Source organism: Azospirillum sp. VT-I1, assembly GCF_055698305.1.
Window position 1 is genome coordinate 360,397 of record NZ_CP168803.1, and the last position, 19,366, is coordinate 379,762.

The window sequence follows — 19,366 nt, forward strand, 5'->3', positions numbered from 1 at the left end:
GGGATCCATGTCCGGATCGCCCCTCACCCTCCCCGCCTTCGGCGGGTCCCCTCCCTCTCCCGGGGCGGGAGAGGGCGCCCCCTCACGAGGTTGCCGGCAGGGCGTCGCGGGCTTCCTCTTCCTCGGCGTAGCGGCGGGCCAGGACGGCGCCGACCATCAGCTGGATCTGGTGGAACACCATCACCGGCAGCAGAACCAGGCCGGCGGTGGCCGGGGCGAACAGCACGCCGGCCATCGGCACGCCGCTGACCAGCGACTTCTTCGATCCGCAGAAGACGATCACCGCCTCGTCGGCGCGGGAGAAGCCCAGGCGGCGGCTGAGCAGCGTCGTGCCGACCAGGAACGCCGCCAGGATGGCGCAGTCGATCAGCACCACCATGCCCAGCGCCGCAGGCGGAACCTGAAGCCACAGGCCGTTCACCACCGCCTCGCTGAAGGCGATGTAGACCACCAGCAGGATTGAGCCGCGGTCGGTGAATTTCAGCATCGTCTTGTGCCGCGCCGCCCAGGCGCCGACCCAGCGCCGCAGCAGCTGTCCGGCGACGAAGGGCAACAGAAGCTGTGCTGCGATGGTCTGAAGCGTGTCCAGCGACAGCGCCGTGCCCTGCACCTTCAGGAACAGCGCCACCAGCAGCGGCGTCATCAGGATGCCGGAGATGTTGGACAGGGTGGAGCTGCACACTGCCGCCGCGACGTTGCCCCGCGCCATCGAGGTGAAGGCGATGGAGGACTGGACGGTGGAGGGCAGCAGGCAGAGGAACTGCACCCCGATGGCCAGGGCCGGCGGCAGCAGGCTGTGCGGCAGCGTCGCCACCACCGCCCAGCCGATCAGGGGGAAGGCCACGAAGGTCAGGCTGAAGATCAGCAGGTGCAGGCGCCAGTGCGCCATGCCCGCCACCACCTCTTCCCGCGGCAGGCGGGCGCCGTGCAGGAAGAACAGCAGCGCGATGGCCGCCTCCGCCAGATAATGCACCCACTGGGCGATCTGGCCCTGCACCGGCAGCACGGTCGCCAGCCCGACGGTCGCCACCAGGGCCATGGTGAAGCCGTCCATGTTCGGGCGCGGTACGCGGATCATCGTCGCAAGGCTCCTTCGCGGCTTCTTCAGGTATACAGTATCCAAAATATAGCCGTGCACCGCAGCATTAGGAAAGCGTGACAATGCCGCAGCGGGTCCGGGCGGACGCATGGCAGCCTTGAAATGATTGTCTTTTTTAGACTCTTTCCACGATGCGGCAGCGTATCCGCAGCGGCTGGGCCGCCTTAATCCCTTGAAGAAATGCAGGTTTCGCGGGCCTCAGCTTGCCCCTTGCCTCCGTCTTCGCCATACGGTAACGTATGGTCAAAGAACGGATGATTTCCCAGGGGAGCGATACGCCATGCTGTCCAACCAGTACCCGAGCCTCAATTTCGACCTGGGCGAGTCGGCCGACATGCTGCGCGATTCGGTGCGCAGCTTCGCCGCCAACGAGATCGCCCCCCGCGCCGCCGAGATCGACCAGACCAACGAGTTTCCGAACGAGCTGTGGCGCAAGATGGGCGACCTCGGCATCCTCGGCGTGACGGTGGAGGAGGAATATGGCGGCGCCGGCATGGGCTATCTGGAGCATGTCGTGGCGATGGAGGAGGTGTCCCGCGCCTCCGCCTCGGTGGGGCTCAGCTACGGCGCGCATTCGAACCTCTGCGTCAACCAGATCCGCAAGAACGGCACGGAGGAGCAGAAGCGCCGCTACCTGCCCAAGCTGATCTCCGGCGAGCATATCGGCGCGCTTGCGATGTCGGAGCCGAATGCCGGGTCCGACGTGGTGTCGATGAAGCTGCGGGCGGAGAAGAAGGGCGACCGTTACGTCCTGAACGGCACCAAGATGTGGATCACCAACGGCCCCGACGCCGACACGCTGGTGATCTACGCCAAAACCGACATCAACGCCGGCCCGCGCGGCATCACCGCCTTCCTGGTGGAGAAGGGCTTCAAGGGCTTCTCGGTGGCGCAGAAGCTGGACAAGCTGGGCATGCGCGGCTCCAACACCGGCGAGCTGGTGTTCGAGGACTGCGAGGTGCCGGAGGAGAACATCCTGGGCGGCGTCGGGCGCGGCGTGAACGTGCTGATGTCCGGCCTGGATTACGAGCGTGCGGTGCTGTCCGGCGGCCCGCTCGGCATCATGCAGGCCTGCATGGACGTGGTGATCCCCTATGTCCACGACCGCAAGCAGTTCGGCCAGCCCATCGGCGAGTTCCAGCTGATGCAGGGCAAGATCGCCGACATGTACACGATCATGAACGCCGCCAAGGCCTATGTGTACGCCGTCGCCAAGGCCTGCGACCGCGGCGAGACCACCCGCAAGGACGCCGCCGCCGCCATCCTGTTCTCTGCCGAAAAGGCGACCTGGATGGCGCTGGAGGCCATTCAAACCCTGGGCGGCAACGGCTACATCAATGAGTACCCGACCGGCCGCCTGCTGCGCGACGCCAAGCTCTACGAGATCGGCGCCGGCACCAGCGAGATCCGCCGCATGCTGATCGGGCGCGAGCTGTTCAAAGAGACGGCCTGAGGGAAACGGCCTGAGGCCGGACGGAAAAGATCGAGGGAAAGGGACCGACCACCATGACCGACAGCATCGTCATCGCCGCCGCCGTCCGCACGCCGATGGGCGGCTTCCAGGGCGACCTCATGGGCCTGACCGGCCCGCAGCTGGGCGCCGTCGCCATCCAGGCGGCGCTGGAACGCTCGGGCCTTGCCGCGGACGCGGTGGACGAGGTGTTCATGGGCAACGTGCTGTCGGCCGGCCTGGGGCAGGCCCCGGCGCGCCAGGCGGCGCTCGGCGCCGGGCTGCCGAAGGGGGTGGGCTGCACCACCATCTCCAAGGTCTGCGGCTCGGGCATGCGGGCGGTGATGTTCGCCCATGACGTCATCAAGGCCGGTTCGGCCAAGGTGGTGGTGGCCGGCGGCATGGAGAGCATGTCCAACGCCCCCTACCTGCTGGACCGCGCCCGCGCCGGCTACCGCATGGGTCACGGCAAGGTGCTGGACCACATGTTCTTCGACGGGCTGGAGGACGCCTACGAGAAGGGCCGCCTGATGGGCACCTTCGCCGAGGAATGCGCCAGCAGCTACAACTTCACCCGCGAGGCGCAGGACAATTACGCCATCGAAAGCCTGACCCGCGCCCGCAAGGCGGTGGAGGACGGCTCCTTCAAGGCGGAGATCGCGCCGGTGCTGGTGAAGGGCCGCAAGGGTGACGTGCGGGTCGACACCGACGAGCAGCCGGGCAAGGGCGATCCGAAGAAGATCCCGACGCTGAAGCCCGCCTTCGCCAAGGACGGCACGGTGACGGCGGCCAATGCCTCGTCGATTTCCGACGGCGGCGCGGCGCTGATCGTCACCACCCGCAGCGAGGCGGACCGCCGCGGCCTGCGCGTGATCGCCGAGATCAAGGGCCATTCCAACCACGCCCAGCAGCCGGCGCTGTTCACCACCGCACCGGTGGGGGCCATGCAGAAGCTGTTCGAGAAGGTGGGCTGGTCGGCCCGCGATGTCGACCTGTTCGAGATCAACGAGGCCTTCGCCGTGGTGACCATGGCGGCGATGCGCGATCTCGACCTGCCGCACGACAAGGTGAATGTCCATGGCGGCGCCTGCGCGCTCGGCCATCCGATCGGGGCGTCGGGGGCGCGGATCATCGTGACGCTGCTGGCGGCGCTGGAGAAGTACGACCTGAAGCGGGGCGTCGCGTCGCTCTGCATCGGCGGCGGCGAGGCGACCGCGATTGCGGTGGAGCGGGTGTAACGCACTCCCTCTCCCGCCCCGGGAGAGGGAAGGGGCCCATGCGCAGCATGGGAAGGGTGAGGGGTGGTGCAAGGAGCCATGCGCTTCCGGTTCCTTGGCTCACCCCTCACCCTCCCCACGCCTGACGGCGCGGGTCCCCTCCCTCTCCCGGGGCGGGAGAGGGCAATAACGACCAGGGAGGACCAGCATGCACCTGACCGAAGAACAGACCATGGTCCGCGACATGGCCCGCGCCTTCGCGCAGGACCGGCTCGCCCCGACTGCCGCCGAGCGCGACCGCAGCGGCGCCTTTCCCAAGGCGGAACTCGCCGAGATGGGCGAACTCGGCCTGATGGGCATGCTGGTGCCGGAGGAGTTCGGCGGGGCCGCCACCGACCATGTCGCCTACGCGCTCGCCATCGAAGAGATCGCCGCCGGCGACGGTGCCGTCTCCACCATCATGAGCGTCCACAACTCGGTCGGCTGCATGCCGATCCTGAAGTTCGGTACGGACGCCCAGAAGGACCGCTTCCTCAAGCCGATGGCGCGCGGCGAGATGCTGGGCGCCTTCTGCCTGACCGAACCGCAGGCGGGATCCGACGCCTCGGCGATCAAGACCCGTGCCCGGCGCGACGGCGACCATTGGGTTCTGAACGGCACCAAGCAGTTCATCACCTCCGGCTCACAGGCCGACGTCGCCATCGTCTTCGCGGTGACCGATCCGACCGCCGGCAAGAAGGGGCTCAGCGCCTTCATCGTGCCGACGGATACCCCCGGCTATCAGGTGGCGCGGACGGAGGAGAAGCTGGGCCAGCACTGCTCCGACACCTGCCAGATCGTCTTCGAGGAGTGCCGGGTTCCCGCCGACCTGATGCTGGGGGCCGAAGGTGCCGGCTACAAGGTGGCGCTGGCGAACCTGGAGGGCGGGCGGATCGGCATCGCGTCGCAGTCGGTCGGCATGGCGCGCGCGGCGCTGGACCACGCCATCCGCTATGCCCAGGAACGCCAGAGCATGGGCGTGCCGATCATCCAGCATCAGGCCGTCGCCTTCCGCCTCGCCGACATGGCGACCCGCGTGGAGGCCGCGCGGCAGATGGTGCTGCATGCGGCATCCTTGCGCGATGCCGGGGTGCCCTGCATGAAGGAGGCGGCGATGGCCAAGCTGTTCGCCTCGGAGATCGCGGAGAAGGTCTGTTCCGACGCCATCCAGGTCCATGGCGGCTACGGCTATCTCGCCGATTTCCCGGTGGAGCGCATCTATCGCGACGTCCGGGTCTGCCAGATCTACGAGGGCACCAGCGACATCCAGCGGTTGGTCATCAGCCGCGCACTCACCCAATAATCAAGACCGCCAAACCGGGAGGAAGACGGCATGACCGTCCTGAAGAGCGCCCTGAACGCGCGCTCCGCCGAGTTCCAGGCCAACGCCGACGCCATGCAGGCCCTGGTCGACGATCTGCGCCGGAAGGTCGCCGCCATCCAGCAGGGCGGCGGGGCGAAGGCTCGTGAAAAGCACCTTGCCCGCGGCAAGCTGCTGCCGCGCGAGCGCATCCGCCAGCTTCTCGACGTCGGCTCGCCCTTCCTTGAGCTGTCGCAGCTGGCCGCCGACGGCGTCTATGCCGAGGACATTCCGTCCGCCGGCATCATCGCCGGCATCGGCAGCGTCGCCGGGCAGGAGTGCATGATCGTCGCCAACGATGCGACGGTGAAGGGCGGCACCTATTACCCGCTGACGGTCAAGAAGCACCTGCGCGCGCAGGAGATCGCCCAGCAGAACAACCTGCCCTGCATCTATCTGGTCGACAGCGGCGGCGCCAACCTGCCGAACCAGGACGAGGTCTTCCCCGACCGCGACCATTTCGGCCGCATCTTCTACAACCAGGCCAACATGTCGGCCGAGGGCATTCCGCAGATCGCCGTGGTGATGGGAAGCTGCACCGCCGGCGGCGCCTATGTGCCGGCGATGTCGGACGAGGCGATCATCGTCCGCAACCAGGGCACCATCTTCCTGGGCGGCCCGCCGCTGGTGAAGGCCGCGACCGGCGAGGTGGTGTCGGCCGAGGATCTCGGCGGCGCCGACGTGCATTCCCGCACGTCGGGTGTCACCGACCATTACGCGATGAACGACGCCCACGCCCTGGCGATGGCGCGCCGCGTGGTGTCGAACCTGAACCGCGCCAAGCACATCGACCTGGATCTGCGCGAGCCGGAGGAACCCGCCTTCGACCCGCGCGAACTGTACGGCGTCATCCCCAGCGACGCCCGCAAGCCCTTCGACGTGCGCGAGGTGATCGCGCGGGTGGTCGACGGCTCGCGCTTCGACGAGTTCAAGCCGCTCTACGGCACGACGCTGGTCACCGGCTTCGCCCACATCTTCGGCTATCCCGTCGGCATCATCGCCAACAACGGCATCCTGTTCAGCGAATCCGCCCTGAAGGGCGCCCATTTCGTCGAGCTGTGCTGCCAGCGCCGCATCCCGCTGGTGTTCCTGCAGAACATCACCGGCTTCATGGTGGGCCGTAAGTACGAGGCCGGCGGCATCGCCAAGGACGGCGCCAAGCTGGTCACCGCGGTCGCCTGCGCCAAGGTGCCGAAATTCACCGTCATCATCGGCGGCAGCTATGGCGCCGGCAATTACGGCATGTGCGGCCGCGCCTACAGCCCGCGCTTCATGTGGATGTGGCCGAACGCCCGCATCTCCGTCATGGGCGGCGAGCAGGCGGCCGGCGTGCTGGCCCAGGTCAAGCGCGACGCCATGGAAGCCCAGGGCAAGCCGTGGTCGGCCGAGGACGAGGAGGCGCTGAAGGCGCCGATCCGCGCCCAGTTCGAGCGCGAGAGCCACGCCTATTACGCCAGCGCCCGGCTGTGGGACGACGGCATCATCGACCCGGCCGACACCCGCATGGTCCTGGGCCTCGGCCTGTCGGCCTCGCTGAACGCCCCGGTGCCGAAGACGCCCTTCGGCGTCTTCCGGATGTGATGGAGGCGACCATGAGCGATATTGTGATCGAGGTTGCCGACACCGGCGTCGCCACCGTCACCATGAACCGCGGCGACGTCCACAACGCCTTCAACGAGCAGGTGATTGCCGACCTGACTACTGCCTTCCGGCAGGTGGGCGAGGATCCGGCGGTGCGCGTCGTGCTGCTGCGCGGGGTGGGCAAGAGCTTCTCGGCCGGGGCTGATCTGTCCTGGATGAAGAAGATGGCCGGCTACTCCCGCGAGGAGAATCTGGCCGACGCCATGGGCCTCGCCACCATGCTGCGCACGCTGGACGAATGCCCGAAGCCCACGGTCGCTGTGGTGCAGGGGCCGGCCTTCGGCGGCGGCGTGGGGCTGGTGTCGGCCTGCGACATCGCCATCGGCGTCGAGACCGCCACTTTCGCCCTGTCGGAGGTGCGGCTGGGCATCATCCCCGCCGCCATCAGCCCCTATGTCATCGCCGCCATCGGCGAGCGCGCCTGCCGCCGCTATTTCCTGACCGGCGAGCGGTTCAGCGCGGCGGAGGCCCACCGCATCGGCCTGCTGCATGAACTGACCAACGCCGACGGGCTGGAGGAAGCGGTGGCGAAGACGGTCAGGAACCTGATGGACAGCGCGCCGACGGCGGTCACCGCCGCCAAGGAGTTGATCCGCGCCGTCGCCCGCCGGCCGCTGACCGAAGAGGTGATGCGCGACACGGCGGAGCGCATCGCCCGCCAGCGCGCCAGCGCCGAAGGCAAGGAGGGCGTCGGCGCCTTCCTCGACAAACGCACCCCGTCCTGGCGGAGCTGATCCACATGTTCGACAAGATCCTGATCGCCAACCGCGGCGAAATCGCCTGCCGGGTCATCCGCACCGCCCGCCGCCTGGGCATCAAGACCGTCGCCGTCCATTCGGAGGCCGACGCCAAGGCGATGCATGTCCAGATGGCCGACGAGGCCGTCTGCATCGGCCCGGCCCCGGTCGGCGAAAGCTATCTGCGCGGCGACGTCATCCTCGACGTGGCGAAGCGCACAGGCGCCCAGGCCATCCATCCCGGCTACGGCTTCCTGTCGGAGAATGCCGGCTTCGCGGCGGCCTGTGCCGAGGCCGGAATCGTCTTCATCGGCCCGCCGATCGAGGCGATCCGCGTCATGGGCTCCAAGGCCGAGTCCAAGCGGCTGATGGCGAATGCCGACGTGCCGCTGGTGCCGGGCTATCACGACACCGACCAGGATTTCGCCACCCTGTCGGCGGAGGCCGAGCGCATCGGCTATCCGGTGCTGGTCAAGGCGTCGGCCGGCGGCGGCGGCAAGGGCATGCGCGTGGTCCGTGCCGCCAACGAGCTGGCGGACGCGGTGGCCGGCGCCCAGCGCGAGGCCAAGGCCGCCTTCGGCGACGACAGCCTGCTGCTGGAAAAGTATCTCGGCCGGCCGCGCCATGTCGAAATCCAGGTCTTCTGCGACACCCACGGCAACGGCGTCTATCTGTTCGAGCGCGACTGCTCGGTCCAGCGCCGCCACCAGAAGGTGATCGAGGAGGCGCCAGCCCCCAACCTTCCCGACGACATCCGCCGCCGCATGGGCGAGGCCGCGGTGGCCGCCGCCAAGGCGGTGAACTATGTCGGCGCCGGCACCGTCGAGTTCCTCTATGAGGATGGCGGCTTCTACTTCATCGAGATGAACACCCGCCTGCAGGTGGAGCATCCGGTGACGGAGAAGATCACCGGGCTCGATCTGGTCGAGTGGCAGCTGCGGGTGGCGGCCGGGGCGGAGTTGCCGTTGCGCCAGGAACAGCTGACCCGCTGTGGCCATGCCTTCGAGGCGCGGCTGTACGCCGAAGACCCGCAGCGCGACTTCCTGCCGGCCATCGGCAAGCTGGTGCGCCTGCGTCCGCCGGCCGAGAATGAGCATGTCCGCGTCGACACCGGTGTGCGCGAAGGCGATTCGGTGACGATGTATTACGACCCGATGATCGCCAAGCTGATCGTCTGGGACGAGGACCGCGACAGCGCCCTGCGCCGTTTGCGGGTGGCGCTGGCCGAGTATGAGGTGGTCGGCGTCACCACCAACGTCGCCTTCCTCGGCGCTATCGCCGGCCATCCGGCCTTCAAGGCGGTGGAGATCGACACCGGCTTCATCGAGCGCCACCGCGCCGACCTGCTGCCGCCACCGGCCCCGGTAGCCGACCGGGCGCTGGCCGCCGCCTCCCTGTCCGTGCTGCTGAAGCGGCGGGAGGAGGCCCAGGCGGCGCTGCGTGCCCGTTCCGACCGTTATTCGCCCTGGCTGCTCGCCAATGGCTGGCGGCTGAACGAGGAGAACCATTATGACCTGCGCCTGATGGACGGCGACACGGCGCGCGAGGTGACCCTGCATTTCCGCAGCGATGGCTACGAGGTCGCGGTGGATGGCGGCAAGCCGATGCCGGTGACCGGCGTCAGTCTGTCGGACGGCCTGCTGACCGCGACGGTGGGCGGCATGCGCACCCGCGCCACCGTGGTGCAGCAGGGGCTCGACATCACCGTGCTGATCGACGGTGCCGTGTCGCGCCTGACGCTGGACGACCCCAGCGCCCGCGCGGCGGAGCAGGAGGGCGGTTCCGGCCGTCTGACCGCGCCGATGCCGGGCACCGTGGTCCGCGTGCTGGTCGAGCCAGGCCAGACGGTCGAGGCCGGCGCGCCGCTGATGCTGCTGGAGGCCATGAAGATGGAGCACACCATCAAGGCCCCGGCCGCCGGCACCGTCAGCGCCGTGAATTTCGCGGCGGGCGATCAGGTATCGGAAGGCGTCGACCTGCTGGTTCTCGACATCGCGGAGGGCTGACCGATGCTGCTGCCGAAATTCGTCCGCATGGTGGAGGTCGGCCCGCGCGACGGCCTCCAGAACGAAAAGTCCATGGTACCGACGGCGGTGAAGGTGGAGCTGGTCGACCGCCTGTCCGACGCCGGGTTGAGCGTGGTGGAGGCAGCCAGCTTCGTCTCGCCCAAATGGGTGCCGCAGATGGGCGACAGCGCCGATGTGCTGGCCGGCATCACCCGTAAGCCCGGCGTGCGCTATGCCGCCCTCACCCCCAACCTGAAGGGGCTGGAGGGTGCCTTGGCGGCCAAGGCCGACGAGGTGGCGGTGTTCGGCGCCGCGTCGGAAAGCTTCAGCCGGAAGAACATCAACTGCTCCATCGCCGAGAGCCTGGACCGCTTCGCCCCCGTGATGGAGCAGGCCAAGGCGGCGGGCGTGCCGGTGCGGGGCTATGTCTCCTGCGTGCTCGGCTGCCCCTATGAGGGGGAAATCGCGCCGAAGGCGGTGGCCGACGTGGCGGAGCGGCTGTTCGCCATGGGCTGCTACGAGATCTCGCTGGGCGACACCATCGGCACCGGCACGCCGACCAAGGCGCAACTGATGATCGCCGCGGTGGCGGAGCGGGTGCCGGTCGACAAGATCGCCGTCCATTTCCACGACACCTACGGGCAGGCGCTGGCCAACATCCTGGCGGCGCTGCAGATGGGGGTGGCGGTGGTCGACAGCTCCGTCGCCGGCTTGGGTGGCTGTCCCTATGCCAAGGGGGCCAGCGGCAACGTGGCGAGCGAGGATGTGCTGTACATGCTGAACGGCCTCGGCATCGAGACCGGGGTGGATCTGGACAGGCTGATCGCGGCCGGTGCGTTCATCAGCGACGCCATCGGCCGCCCCACCGCATCGAAGGTGGCCCGCGCTCGTGGTTGTGCGTGAGGGAATCTTCGGCAACGAAGGGCCGCGCTTCCGGCAGGGGGTGCGGCCCTTTAGTATTCGGGGGTGCCCCTTCGCATCTTGGGGACCCCACCCCATATAGGGCCGGTCCTTGGCCAGACGTGAACGACCGCCCGTGCGTATCCCTCACCTGAACGACCTGTACGATGCCGGCAGCCGGCTTCTCCTGGAATCGACGGTGCGCGTCGGCGTCACCGGGCTGCGGCGGGCGGGCAAGACCGTCTTCGTTACCGCGCTGGTCGACAATCTGCTGAAGGCCGGGCGTCTTCCCTTTCTCGACGTCATGTCGTCGGGGCGCTTCCAGGCGGCGCGGCTGCGGCCGCAGCCCGATCCGGATGTACCGCGCTTCGATTTCGAAGGCCATCTGGCCGCCCTGACTGGTCCCGACCCCCATTGGCCGGAGCCGACCCGCGGCATCGGCCAGATGCGCGTCTCCCTGCGCTACCGTCCGGAGTCTGCGCTGAAGCGGGCGGTGCAGCCGGTGGCGACGCTGAACCTCGACCTCGTCGATTATCCCGGCGAATGGCTGCTCGACCTGCCGCTGCTGCGCCAGAGCTTCGCGGAGTGGAGCGCGCTGACGCTGGAGCTTGCGGCCCGGCCGCCGCGTGACGAGCTGTCCGCCTCCTGGCGCGGCTGGCTCGCCACCATCGACCCGATGGCAGCGGCGGAGGAGGAGACGGCGCGGCGCGGTGCGGCGCTCTACACTGACTATCTGCACGCCTGCCGGCGGGCGGACACGCTGCTCAGCCTGATCCAGCCCGGCCGCTTCGTGGAGCCGGGCGACATGAAGGACGCGCCGCTGCTGACCTTCTGCCCGCTGCACCCGCCCCAGTTCGCCGGGTCGCGGGGGCGCGGCAGCCTGTGGGCGCTGATGGAAGAGCGGTACGAGGCGTACAAGAGCAACGTCGTCCGCCGCTTCTTCTCCGAGCATTTCGCCAAGCTCGACCGCCAGATCGTGCTGATCGATGTGCTGGGCGCACTGAACGCCGGGCCGGCCGGGATGGCGGACATGAAGCGGGCGCTGGAACTGAGCTTGGAGCCCTTCCGACACGGCTCGTCGGGCTGGCTCGACTGGCTGCTGGGCACGAAGATCGACCGGGTGCTGTTCGCCGCGACCAAGGCCGACCACATCGCCGCCCACCAGCATGCCCAACTGCGCGCGCTGCTCGATAGGCTGGTCGGCGACGCCCGCAACGCCATCCGCTTCGAGGGCGCCCAGGTCGAGACGATGGCCATCGCCGCGCTGAAATGCACCGACAGCGTGGTGACGGAGCATGAAGGCCGGCAGCTGCGCTGCGTGCGCGGCGTGCCCGTCGGGCGCGACCGCCCGACCGTGCTGTTCCCCGGCGAGATTCCGGAGGATGCGGAAGCCTTTCCGCCCGGCCGTGACCGCCCCTACAATTTCATGGCCTTCCGTCCGCCCGACGACCTCGGCCGCGACCCGCGCGGCCTGCCGCACATCCGCGTCGATCAGGCCCTGCAATTCCTGCTGGGGGATTACCTGCTGTGACGGAGCGCGACACCGACACCCGCAAGGCCGCGAAGGGCTGGGTCCCGCCGATGGAGCTGGAGCTTGACCGCGCCGCTCCGGTTTCGGCGGAGGAGGAGACGGCGCTGCTGACCGGATCGGGCGACCCGGCGGAGTTGCTGCCGGCCCCGGCAGCCCCGGTGCGGACGACCCGCCGGCTGGGACGCTGGCTGTTCGGGGCGCTGGCGGCGCTGGTGGTGGTGGCGTTGGGGTTCGACACTGCCGACCTGCTGAACCGCGCCTTCGCAACCAGCTTGGTGTTGGGCCTGCTGGTGGCGCTGCTGGCCGCGACCGCCGGCATTGCCGCTGTGGCGATGCTGGTGAATGAGCTGCTGTCGCTGCGCCGCCTGCGCCGGATCGAGGAGTTGCGGGCGGAGGCCAGCCATCTGGAGGTGGGCCGGTTTGAAGTGGAAGCGCCGGGCGGCCGGGCCGACCGTTTCGCCGGCTCGTTGGTGGCGCTCTATGCCGACCGGCGGGAACTGGCCCCGGCGCTGGCCCGCGTTCGCGACCATGTGACCGACGCCCATGACGAGCATGAGGTGGTGCGGCTGCTGGACCGCGAGGTTCTGGCCCCGCTCGACCGTGCCGCCTATCAGCGGGTCCTGCTGGCATCGCGCGACACCGCCGTCGCCACCGCGCTGAGCCCGGCGGCGCTGCTGGATTTCGCGGTGGTGCTGTGGCGCAACCTGAAGCTGGTGCGGGAGATCGCCTCGCTCTACGGCGCCCGGCCCGGCTATGTCGGCTCGCTGCGGCTGTTGCGCCGGATGCTCGCCAACATCGCCGTCGCCGGGGTGACCGAAAGTGCCCACCATGTGGCGGTGGAGGCGCTGGGCGGCTCGCTCGCCGCCGCGATCTCCACCCGGATGGGGCAGGGGGTCATCAACGGCCTGCTGACCGCGCGGGTCGGGCTGACCGCCATGCATCTGTGCCGCCCCATCGCCTTCGGCACCGACAACCGCCCCAGCCTGAACCGCATCAGGAAGGAACTGCTGTCGGTGCCCAAGCAGGTGCTGTGACGCCGCCTCAGGCGTCGGACATCGCATCCGCTTCGAAGCCATGGACGGTGCCGATGGCATGCAGCGAGCTTTGCAGGGTCAGCCGGTCGAGCTGTTCCACCCGCAGGCTGGCGAAGATCTTGATGCGGCTTTCCAGCTCCACATAGGTGCGGCGGAAGGCCATGCGGATGCGGTCCTCCGAGCCCGTGGCGGCCGACGGATCCTCGACGCCCCAATGGGCGGTCAGCGGGGTGCCGTTCCACACCGGGCACAGTTCCCCCGCCGCCTGATTGCAGACGGTGAAGACGAAATCCAGTGCCGGCGCGTCCGGGCCGGTGAACTCGTCCCAGCTCTTGGAGCGCAGATCGGCGGTCGGCAGGTTGAAGGCCTTCAGCGTGGCCAGGGTATGCGGATTGATCTGGCCAGCCGGGAAGCTGCCGGCCGACCAGGCGTTGAAGCGGCCGGCGCCCCACCGGCGCATCAGGCATTCCGCCATGATGCTGCGCGCCGAATTGTGGGTGCAGAGAAACAGGACGTTGTAGGTCTTCTGCTCGGTCATGGCCTGCCCCTGGGTTCGGCCCGCCGGCGGAAGCGCGGGCGGGAACGGGATGGCGACACTGTGACGCCTGTCCCGTTCCCGCTTCAAATCAAGCTTTTATGTCAAGCCTGACACGTTATACCAGCGACTTTTGATCCTGACCTGTCAGGATCAAAAGCTTCGGCGGCATGGGCCGCCGCCGTGCCGGTCGGCACGGATACCAGCGGCCATCATCAATGACCGCTGGTATCAGGCCCACCGGTATCAGGCGAGGTCGAAGACCAGCACTTCCGCGTCGTCGGCCCGGTCGAGCGTCACCGCCTCCTCATCCGTCAGCGCGGCGCCGTCGCCGGCCTTCAGCAGAGTGCCGTTCAGATGGACCCGGCCGCGGGCGACCTGAACCCAGGCATGGCGGCCGGGGCGCAGGGGCAGGGTGGCGCTCTCCTCGCCGTCCAGCAGGGCGGCGTACAGATCGACATCCTGGTGGATGACGGTGCTGCCGTCGCGCCCGTCACGGGAGCCCACCAGCTTCAGCGTGCCGCGCTTCTGCTCGGCCGGGAAATCCGCCTGCTGGTAGCCGGGGGCCAGATTGTTGGCTTCCGGCAGGATCCAGATCTGCAGGAAATGCACCGGCTCGGTGTCGGACGCATTGTACTCGCTGTGGCGGATGCCGCGGCCGGCGCTCATCACCTGGACCTCGCCCGGACGGATCACCGACCCGGTGCCGATGGAGTCCTTGTGCTCCAGCGCGCCGTTCAGCACGTAGGAGATGATCTCCATGTTGGCGTGCCCATGGGTGGGGAAGCCGGCGCCGGGAATCACGCGGTCCTCGTTGATGACCCGCAGGGCGCGGAAGCCCATATGGCCGGGGTCGAAGTAATGGCCGAACGAGAAGCTGTGGTTGCTGTTCAGCCAACCCATGTTGGCGACCCCGCGCTCGTCGCGATGGCGAATGGTGATCATGGAACCCTCCGTACCGTTGGGGTGTGTGCCCTTGTCTGGAGGGGAATTTGGCACCGGACAGCTTTCGGAACAATCTGAGGAGTTCGCATCAGATCGTTGCTGCGGAGGCTACAATCTCAGCCCGCCAGCGGCACACCCACCGCGAACACCGTGCCGCGCCCTTCCACCGAGCGCACCGTCACCGGATGCTCCAGCAGCCGCGCCAGCCGTTCGACGATGGCGAGCCCCAGGCCGATGCCCTCGCTGCGGTCGCGGTCGGGGCGGTCGAGCTGGACGAACTCCTCGAAGATGCGCCGGCGGTCGGGTTCGGCGATGCCGCGTCCGGTGTCGTAGACCTCGATCCACAGCCGGTCGCCGCGGGTGCGGCAGCCGACCAGCACGCCGCCGGTCTCGGTGTAGCGGATGGCGTTGCCGATCAGGTTGCGGACGATGCGCTCCAGCAGCGCCGGGTCGCTGCGCACCACGGCATTGGTCGGGACGGCGCGCAGCCGCAGGCCCTTGTCCTCCGCCAGCCCGGCGAACTCCGCCTCCAGCTGGTCGAGCAGGGGGGAGAGCGGCAGGTCGGCCGGCTTCGGCGTCACCGCGCCGGATTCCAGTTTCGAGATGTCGAGGATCGCGTTCAGCAGGTCGCGCATCGACCGCTGCGCCGCCTTCAGGTCGGTCAGCAGGGCCGCCGCCTTGGCGCTCTGCGGCTGGCGTTCCAGCATGCCGGTGAACATGCCGATGGCCTGGAGCGGCTGCTGCAGGTCGTGGCTGGCATGGGCGAGGAAGCGGGACTTGGCGCGGTGGGCCTGCTCAGCCGCGGATTTGGCGGCGTGCAGTTCGGCCGTGCGTTCGCGCACCTGCTGTTCCAGCGTGGCGTTGGCCCGCTCGATGGTCTCGGCCATGCGCAGGATCTCGGTGAACTGGCGGCGCACCTGCCGGGTCATTGGCCGGAAGATCGCCAGCGCCTCCACCGCCAGGATCAGCAGTGTGACCAGCAGAGCGGCCAATCCCAGCTGGTGCAGGGTGTGGAATCCGGCCTCGCCCTCCTCCTGGTAGAGGGCGACCATCTCCTCCAGCCGCTCCAGCAGCGGGCCGAGCGCCTGGGAGGTGATGCGGTCGGCTTCGGCCGGATCGGGCGGCTGGCCGGCGGATGCGGCGGCGATCACCCGGCGCAGGGCTGCGATGTGCCCGGTCACCAGCGGGTCCAGCGGGTCGGAGCCGCCATGGAACAGGTCGTTGGGCGGCGGCCCCAGCGGCGGTCCTTCCTCCGGCCCGGCCCGGCCGCTCAGCCGGCGGTGGGCCGCCTCGAACATGTCGGTGGTCTCGGCCAGCTGCTGGGCGAGGCCGGTGCGGACCGCCGGATCGGCGGCGGTCTTCAGCTGCTCGACCAGAAGGGCCGTCCGCTGCGACAGCATGCGCTGGCGGCCGGAGACGTTGACGACCTCCAGCATGCGTTCATGCTGGCCGATCACCCCTTCGGTCATCACGAAGCCGGCCAGCGTGCCGAGCGCGATCAGCGTCAAGGCCAGGGCATAGCGCACTGTCATCCAGCGCGCCGTGGTGGTGCCGATCGGTGTCATGCCCATATCCCCTCGGCCGTGATGCCCGTTGCCATCGTCAGGCAGCATCATCGGGTCATTTGCCGCATTGCGGCAATGGCCGAGCGTAGGCTTGAGGCTATGAAGCGTCGGTAAATCCGCAAGCCTCCAGCGCCGCCCGCATGTGCGGCGGGACCGGCGCCACCGCACCGACCGGGTCGCGCTTCGGATAGAGCGGCAGCGAGATGGCGCGGGAATGCAGGTGCAGGGGCTTGCCCTCCGGCCCGCCATATTGCGGGTCGCCGACCAGCGGGCAGCCGATGGAGGCGCAATGAACGCGGATCTGGTGGGTACGGCCGGTGTGCGGCGTCAGCTCCAGCCAGGTCAGCCCGTCCGCCTGCCCGCGCACGACATAGTCGGTCACCGCCGCCTGCCCGTCGGGCGATCCGACGATGCGCCAGCCGCCCGTCTTGTTGGAAACCTTGGCGAGCGGCAGCTCGATCCGTCCGGACTCCTGCGGCGGCGTCCCGGCGACCACCGCCCAATAGGTTTTGTCGACCTTGCCGTTCTGGAACAGGATGCCGATCTTGCGCAGCGCCTTGGCATGGCGGCCGAGGATCAGGCAGCCCGACGTGTCGCGGTCCAGCCGGTGGGCAAGGGACGGCGGCTTGGGGAAGCCGAAGCGCAGCGCGTCGAAATGCCGCTCCAGGTTCGGCCCGCCGGCGGGGCCGGCATGGACCGGCAACCCGGCGGGCTTGTCGAGGATCAGCATCAGCCCGTCGCGGTACAGGATGCGGTCTTGGATTTGGGCGGGTGTCACGGGCAACTCATCCCCAGGCGCGGGAAATCAGGAGGTCGATGGCGGCGATGATGCGGTCGCTGTCGTCGGCAAGGGAGCAGACTTTCTCGCCGAGCTGGTCGGCTGGAACGGAGGCGAGCTGAAGTGGATTCAGAACGACGTTACGGCCTTCAATCACCAATTTCGGGGTCAAAGAAGGTTCCGTGCTCGGGAGTTTGTCAGCGGGCAGCAACGGTGCGATCACCCTGCGTGCCGATGCGTCGAAACGTTGTGACTGCACAATCACCAGATACGGAATGCCCGAGCGCGCTGCGGTTCGGTTCCGATGCACATCGAATTGGGCCATCACAGGTGATCGAGATGTTCATCGGCGAAAGAGCCATACTGGGCGTCGAAGTCGTTCAGTGCCGCAATCGTCGCATCCAGGCGACGCTCACGATCCGCCTTCGCCACCTCGTCGGCCAGCAGCTTTTCGACCCGTTCCGACAGGTCGCCGGGAAGGGACTGCGCGCGTTGCAGGATGTCCTCGTCCAGCGACAGGGTGACGTCCCGCTTCGGTGCGCGCCGGTCATAGACACCGTCCATTGGAAAGCCCTCCCCCGATCCCGATGCATTGAAGATAGGCGCCCGCGGTGCCGTCCGGCAAGCGGGCAGCAGAAAGGGCGCGGCCACCGCAAGGCGCCGCGCCCCCTCTCACATCCGGTTGACCCGTATCAGGCGAGCTTCAACTCCTTGAAGAAGTCGTTGCCCTTGTCGTCGACGATGATGAAGGCCGGGAAATCCTCCACCTCGATGCGCCAGATGGCTTCCATGCCGAGTTCGGGATACTCGACGCACTCAACCTTCTTGATGCAGTCCTGGGCCAGACGGGCGGCCGCACCGCCGATGGAGCCGAGATAGAAGCCGCCATGCTGCTTGCAGGCCGCGGTCACTTCGGGGCTGCGGTTGCCCTTGGCCAGCATGACCATGGAGCCGCCCGCCGCCTGGAACTGGTCGACGAAGCTGTCCATGCGGCCCGCCGTCGTCGGCCCGAAGGAGCCGGAGGCGTAGCCTTCCGGCGTCTTGGCCGGGCCGGCGTAATAGATCGGGTGGTTCTTGAAATAATCCGGCAGCGGCTCGCCGGCGTCCAGGCGGGCGCGCAGCTTGGCATGGGCCAGATCGCGGGCGACGATCAGCGGGCCGGTCAGCGACAGGCGGGTGCGGATCGGGTACTGGCTCAGCGTGGCGCGGATCTGCTCCATCGGCTGGTTCAGGTCGATCTTCACGACCTCGCCCGACAGATGCTCGTCCCCGATTTCCGGCAGATACTGGGCCGGATCGGTCTCCAGCTGCTCCAGGAAGATGCCGTCCTTGGTGATCTTGCCCACCGCCTGACGGTCGGCTGAGCAGGACACGCCGATGCCGATCGGCATGGAGGCGCCATGGCGCGGCAGGCGGATGACGCGGACGTCGTGGCAGAAATACTTGCCGCCGAACTGGGCGCCGATGCCCATGTTCTGGGTCAGCTTGTGGACCTCGGCCTCCATCGCCAGATCGCGGAAGGCGTGCGCGTCCTCGCCGCCCTCGGTCGGCAGGTTGTCGAGGTAGCGGGCCGAGGCCAGCTTCACCGTCTTCAGGTTCTGCTCCGCCGACAGGCCGCCGATGACGATGGCGAGGTGGTAGGGCGGGCAGGCCGAGGTGCCGAGATAGCGGATCTTGTCTTCCAGGAACTTCAGCAGCCGGTCGGGCGCCAGCACCGACGGCGTGGCCTGGTGCAGGAAGGTCTTGTTGGCCGACCCGCCGCCCTTGGCCATGAACAGGAACTTGTAATAGTCCTCGCCCTCGGAATAGATGTCGATCTGCGCTGGCAGGTTGTTGCGGGTGTTCTTCTCCTCATACATGGAGATCGGCGCCAGCTGGCTGTAGCGCAGGTTGCGCTTCAGGTAGGCGTCGCGGGCACCTTCGGACAGCGCGGTCTCGTCGCCGCCCTTGGTCCAGACGCGGCGGCCCTTCTTGCCCATGATGATGGCGGTGCCGGTGTCCTGGCACATCGGCAGCGTGCCGGCGGCGGCGATGTTGGCGTTCTTCAGCAGGTCGAGCGCCACGAAGCGGTCGTTGGCCGACGCCTCCGGATCGTCCAGGATCTTGGCGAGTTGGGCGAGATGGCCCGGGCGCAGCAGATGGTTGATGTCGGAGAAGGCTGCCTCGGCCAGCAGGCGCAGACCCTCCGGCTCGACCTTCAGGATCTGCTCGCCGTCGAACTCGACGACCGAAACATGATCCGAGGTCAGCTTGCGGTAGGTCGTGTCGTCCTTGGCGAGCGGAAACAGGCCGCGGGCTGAGGCGATGTCGTCGGGCATTGGGGCGTTCCTTCGTGACGATCCAACGGCCTCCGCGAAACCGCGCCCGGCCGGGCGCGCGAAGGGGGCAGGCCGCGCTCGGCCCCCTTATACACCGCTGCGGGGCGGAGACAACCATCGGCAGGACGGAAGGCGGCGCGGCGGTTTGTCGTGGGGGAGATGGTGGGGAAGTGGTCGTACCGGTGGCGCCAATTGCCCCCTCCCCATCCCT

General features: G+C 68.4%; 17 protein-coding genes. 9 read left to right on the forward strand and 8 right to left on the reverse strand.

The features are described from left to right. Window positions 1–82: 82 nt before the first annotated feature. Entirely contained in the window at window positions 83–1,078 is a 996-nt protein-coding gene (locus AB8P05_RS20285; RefSeq protein WP_472760632.1) for a bile acid:sodium symporter family protein, read from the reverse strand. Window positions 1,079–1,379: 301 nt separating this feature from the next. Here AB8P05_RS20285 and AB8P05_RS20290 point away from each other — a divergent pair, with 301 nt between their 5' ends. The 9 genes from AB8P05_RS20290 to AB8P05_RS20330 all read left to right on the forward strand — a co-directional run bounded on the left by AB8P05_RS20290 (window position 1,380) and on the right by AB8P05_RS20330 (window position 13,014). Beyond that, entirely contained in the window at window positions 1,380–2,552 is a 1,173-nt protein-coding gene (locus tag AB8P05_RS20290; protein WP_455174537.1) for an isovaleryl-CoA dehydrogenase, read from the forward strand. Window positions 2,553–2,605: 53 nt separating this feature from the next. Continuing rightward, window positions 2,606–3,787 (forward strand): acetyl-CoA C-acyltransferase, encoded by a 1,182-nt coding sequence (locus AB8P05_RS20295; RefSeq protein WP_472760633.1) that lies wholly within the window; start codon window positions 2,606–2,608, stop codon window positions 3,785–3,787. Window positions 3,788–3,974: 187 nt separating this feature from the next. Then, window positions 3,975–5,108: an acyl-CoA dehydrogenase gene (locus tag AB8P05_RS20300; protein WP_472760634.1), complete on the forward strand. Its 1,134-nt coding sequence runs from the start codon at window positions 3,975–3,977 to the stop codon at window positions 5,106–5,108. 30 nt (window positions 5,109–5,138) lie between these two features. Further along, window positions 5,139–6,746: a carboxyl transferase domain-containing protein gene (locus tag AB8P05_RS20305; RefSeq protein ID WP_014187821.1), complete on the forward strand. Its 1,608-nt coding sequence runs from the start codon at window positions 5,139–5,141 to the stop codon at window positions 6,744–6,746. 11 nt (window positions 6,747–6,757) lie between these two features. After that, the gene (locus tag AB8P05_RS20310) at window positions 6,758–7,540 is read left to right on the forward strand and encodes an enoyl-CoA hydratase/isomerase family protein (RefSeq protein ID WP_472760635.1); all 783 of its coding nucleotides are present in this window, start codon (window positions 6,758–6,760) and stop codon (window positions 7,538–7,540) included. A gap of 5 nt (window positions 7,541–7,545) precedes the next feature. After that, on the forward strand, window positions 7,546–9,549 hold the full coding sequence (locus AB8P05_RS20315; protein WP_472760636.1) for an acetyl/propionyl/methylcrotonyl-CoA carboxylase subunit alpha: 2,004 nt from the start codon (window positions 7,546–7,548) through the stop codon (window positions 9,547–9,549). 3 nt (window positions 9,550–9,552) lie between these two features. Continuing rightward, complete coding sequence (locus AB8P05_RS20320) at window positions 9,553–10,452, forward strand: hydroxymethylglutaryl-CoA lyase (protein WP_472760637.1); 900 nt, start codon at window positions 9,553–9,555, stop codon at window positions 10,450–10,452. Between the two features lie 133 nt (window positions 10,453–10,585). Beyond that, entirely contained in the window at window positions 10,586–11,980 is a 1,395-nt protein-coding gene (locus tag AB8P05_RS20325) for a YcjX family GTP-binding protein (protein ID WP_472760638.1), read from the forward strand. Continuing rightward, on the forward strand, window positions 11,977–13,014 hold the full coding sequence (locus AB8P05_RS20330) for a TIGR01620 family protein (RefSeq protein WP_472760639.1): 1,038 nt from the start codon (window positions 11,977–11,979) through the stop codon (window positions 13,012–13,014). Before AB8P05_RS20325 ends, AB8P05_RS20330 begins: the two co-directional genes overlap by 4 nt. 7 nt (window positions 13,015–13,021) lie before the next feature. Here the strand turns inward: AB8P05_RS20330 and AB8P05_RS20335 are convergent, their stop codons facing one another. The 7 genes from AB8P05_RS20335 to AB8P05_RS20365 all read right to left on the reverse strand — a co-directional run bounded on the left by AB8P05_RS20335 (window position 13,022) and on the right by AB8P05_RS20365 (window position 19,155). Then, entirely contained in the window at window positions 13,022–13,552 is a 531-nt protein-coding gene (locus tag AB8P05_RS20335; protein ID WP_472760640.1) for an arsenate reductase ArsC, read from the reverse strand. Window positions 13,553–13,795: 243 nt separating this feature from the next. After that, window positions 13,796–14,494, reverse strand: coding sequence for a pirin family protein (locus AB8P05_RS20340; protein WP_455174528.1), 699 nt, complete (start codon window positions 14,492–14,494; stop codon window positions 13,796–13,798). 116 nt (window positions 14,495–14,610) lie between these two features. Further along, the gene (locus AB8P05_RS20345; RefSeq protein WP_472760641.1) at window positions 14,611–16,059 is read right to left on the reverse strand and encodes an ATP-binding protein; all 1,449 of its coding nucleotides are present in this window, start codon (window positions 16,057–16,059) and stop codon (window positions 14,611–14,613) included. 97 nt (window positions 16,060–16,156) lie between these two features. Continuing rightward, entirely contained in the window at window positions 16,157–16,837 is a 681-nt protein-coding gene (locus AB8P05_RS20350) for an RluA family pseudouridine synthase (RefSeq protein ID WP_472760642.1), read from the reverse strand. 7 nt (window positions 16,838–16,844) lie between these two features. Beyond that, window positions 16,845–17,162, reverse strand: a complete 318-nt coding sequence (locus AB8P05_RS20355) for a CcdB family protein (RefSeq protein WP_472760643.1) — start codon at window positions 17,160–17,162, stop codon at window positions 16,845–16,847. Then, on the reverse strand, window positions 17,162–17,401 hold the full coding sequence (locus AB8P05_RS20360) for a type II toxin-antitoxin system CcdA family antitoxin (RefSeq protein ID WP_324865575.1): 240 nt from the start codon (window positions 17,399–17,401) through the stop codon (window positions 17,162–17,164). The genes AB8P05_RS20355 and AB8P05_RS20360 overlap by 1 nt, the downstream gene beginning before the upstream one ends. A 128-nt stretch (window positions 17,402–17,529) precedes the next feature. Next, the gene (locus AB8P05_RS20365) at window positions 17,530–19,155 is read right to left on the reverse strand and encodes a fumarate hydratase (protein WP_413338689.1); all 1,626 of its coding nucleotides are present in this window, start codon (window positions 19,153–19,155) and stop codon (window positions 17,530–17,532) included. Window positions 19,156–19,366: the final 211 nt, after the last annotated feature.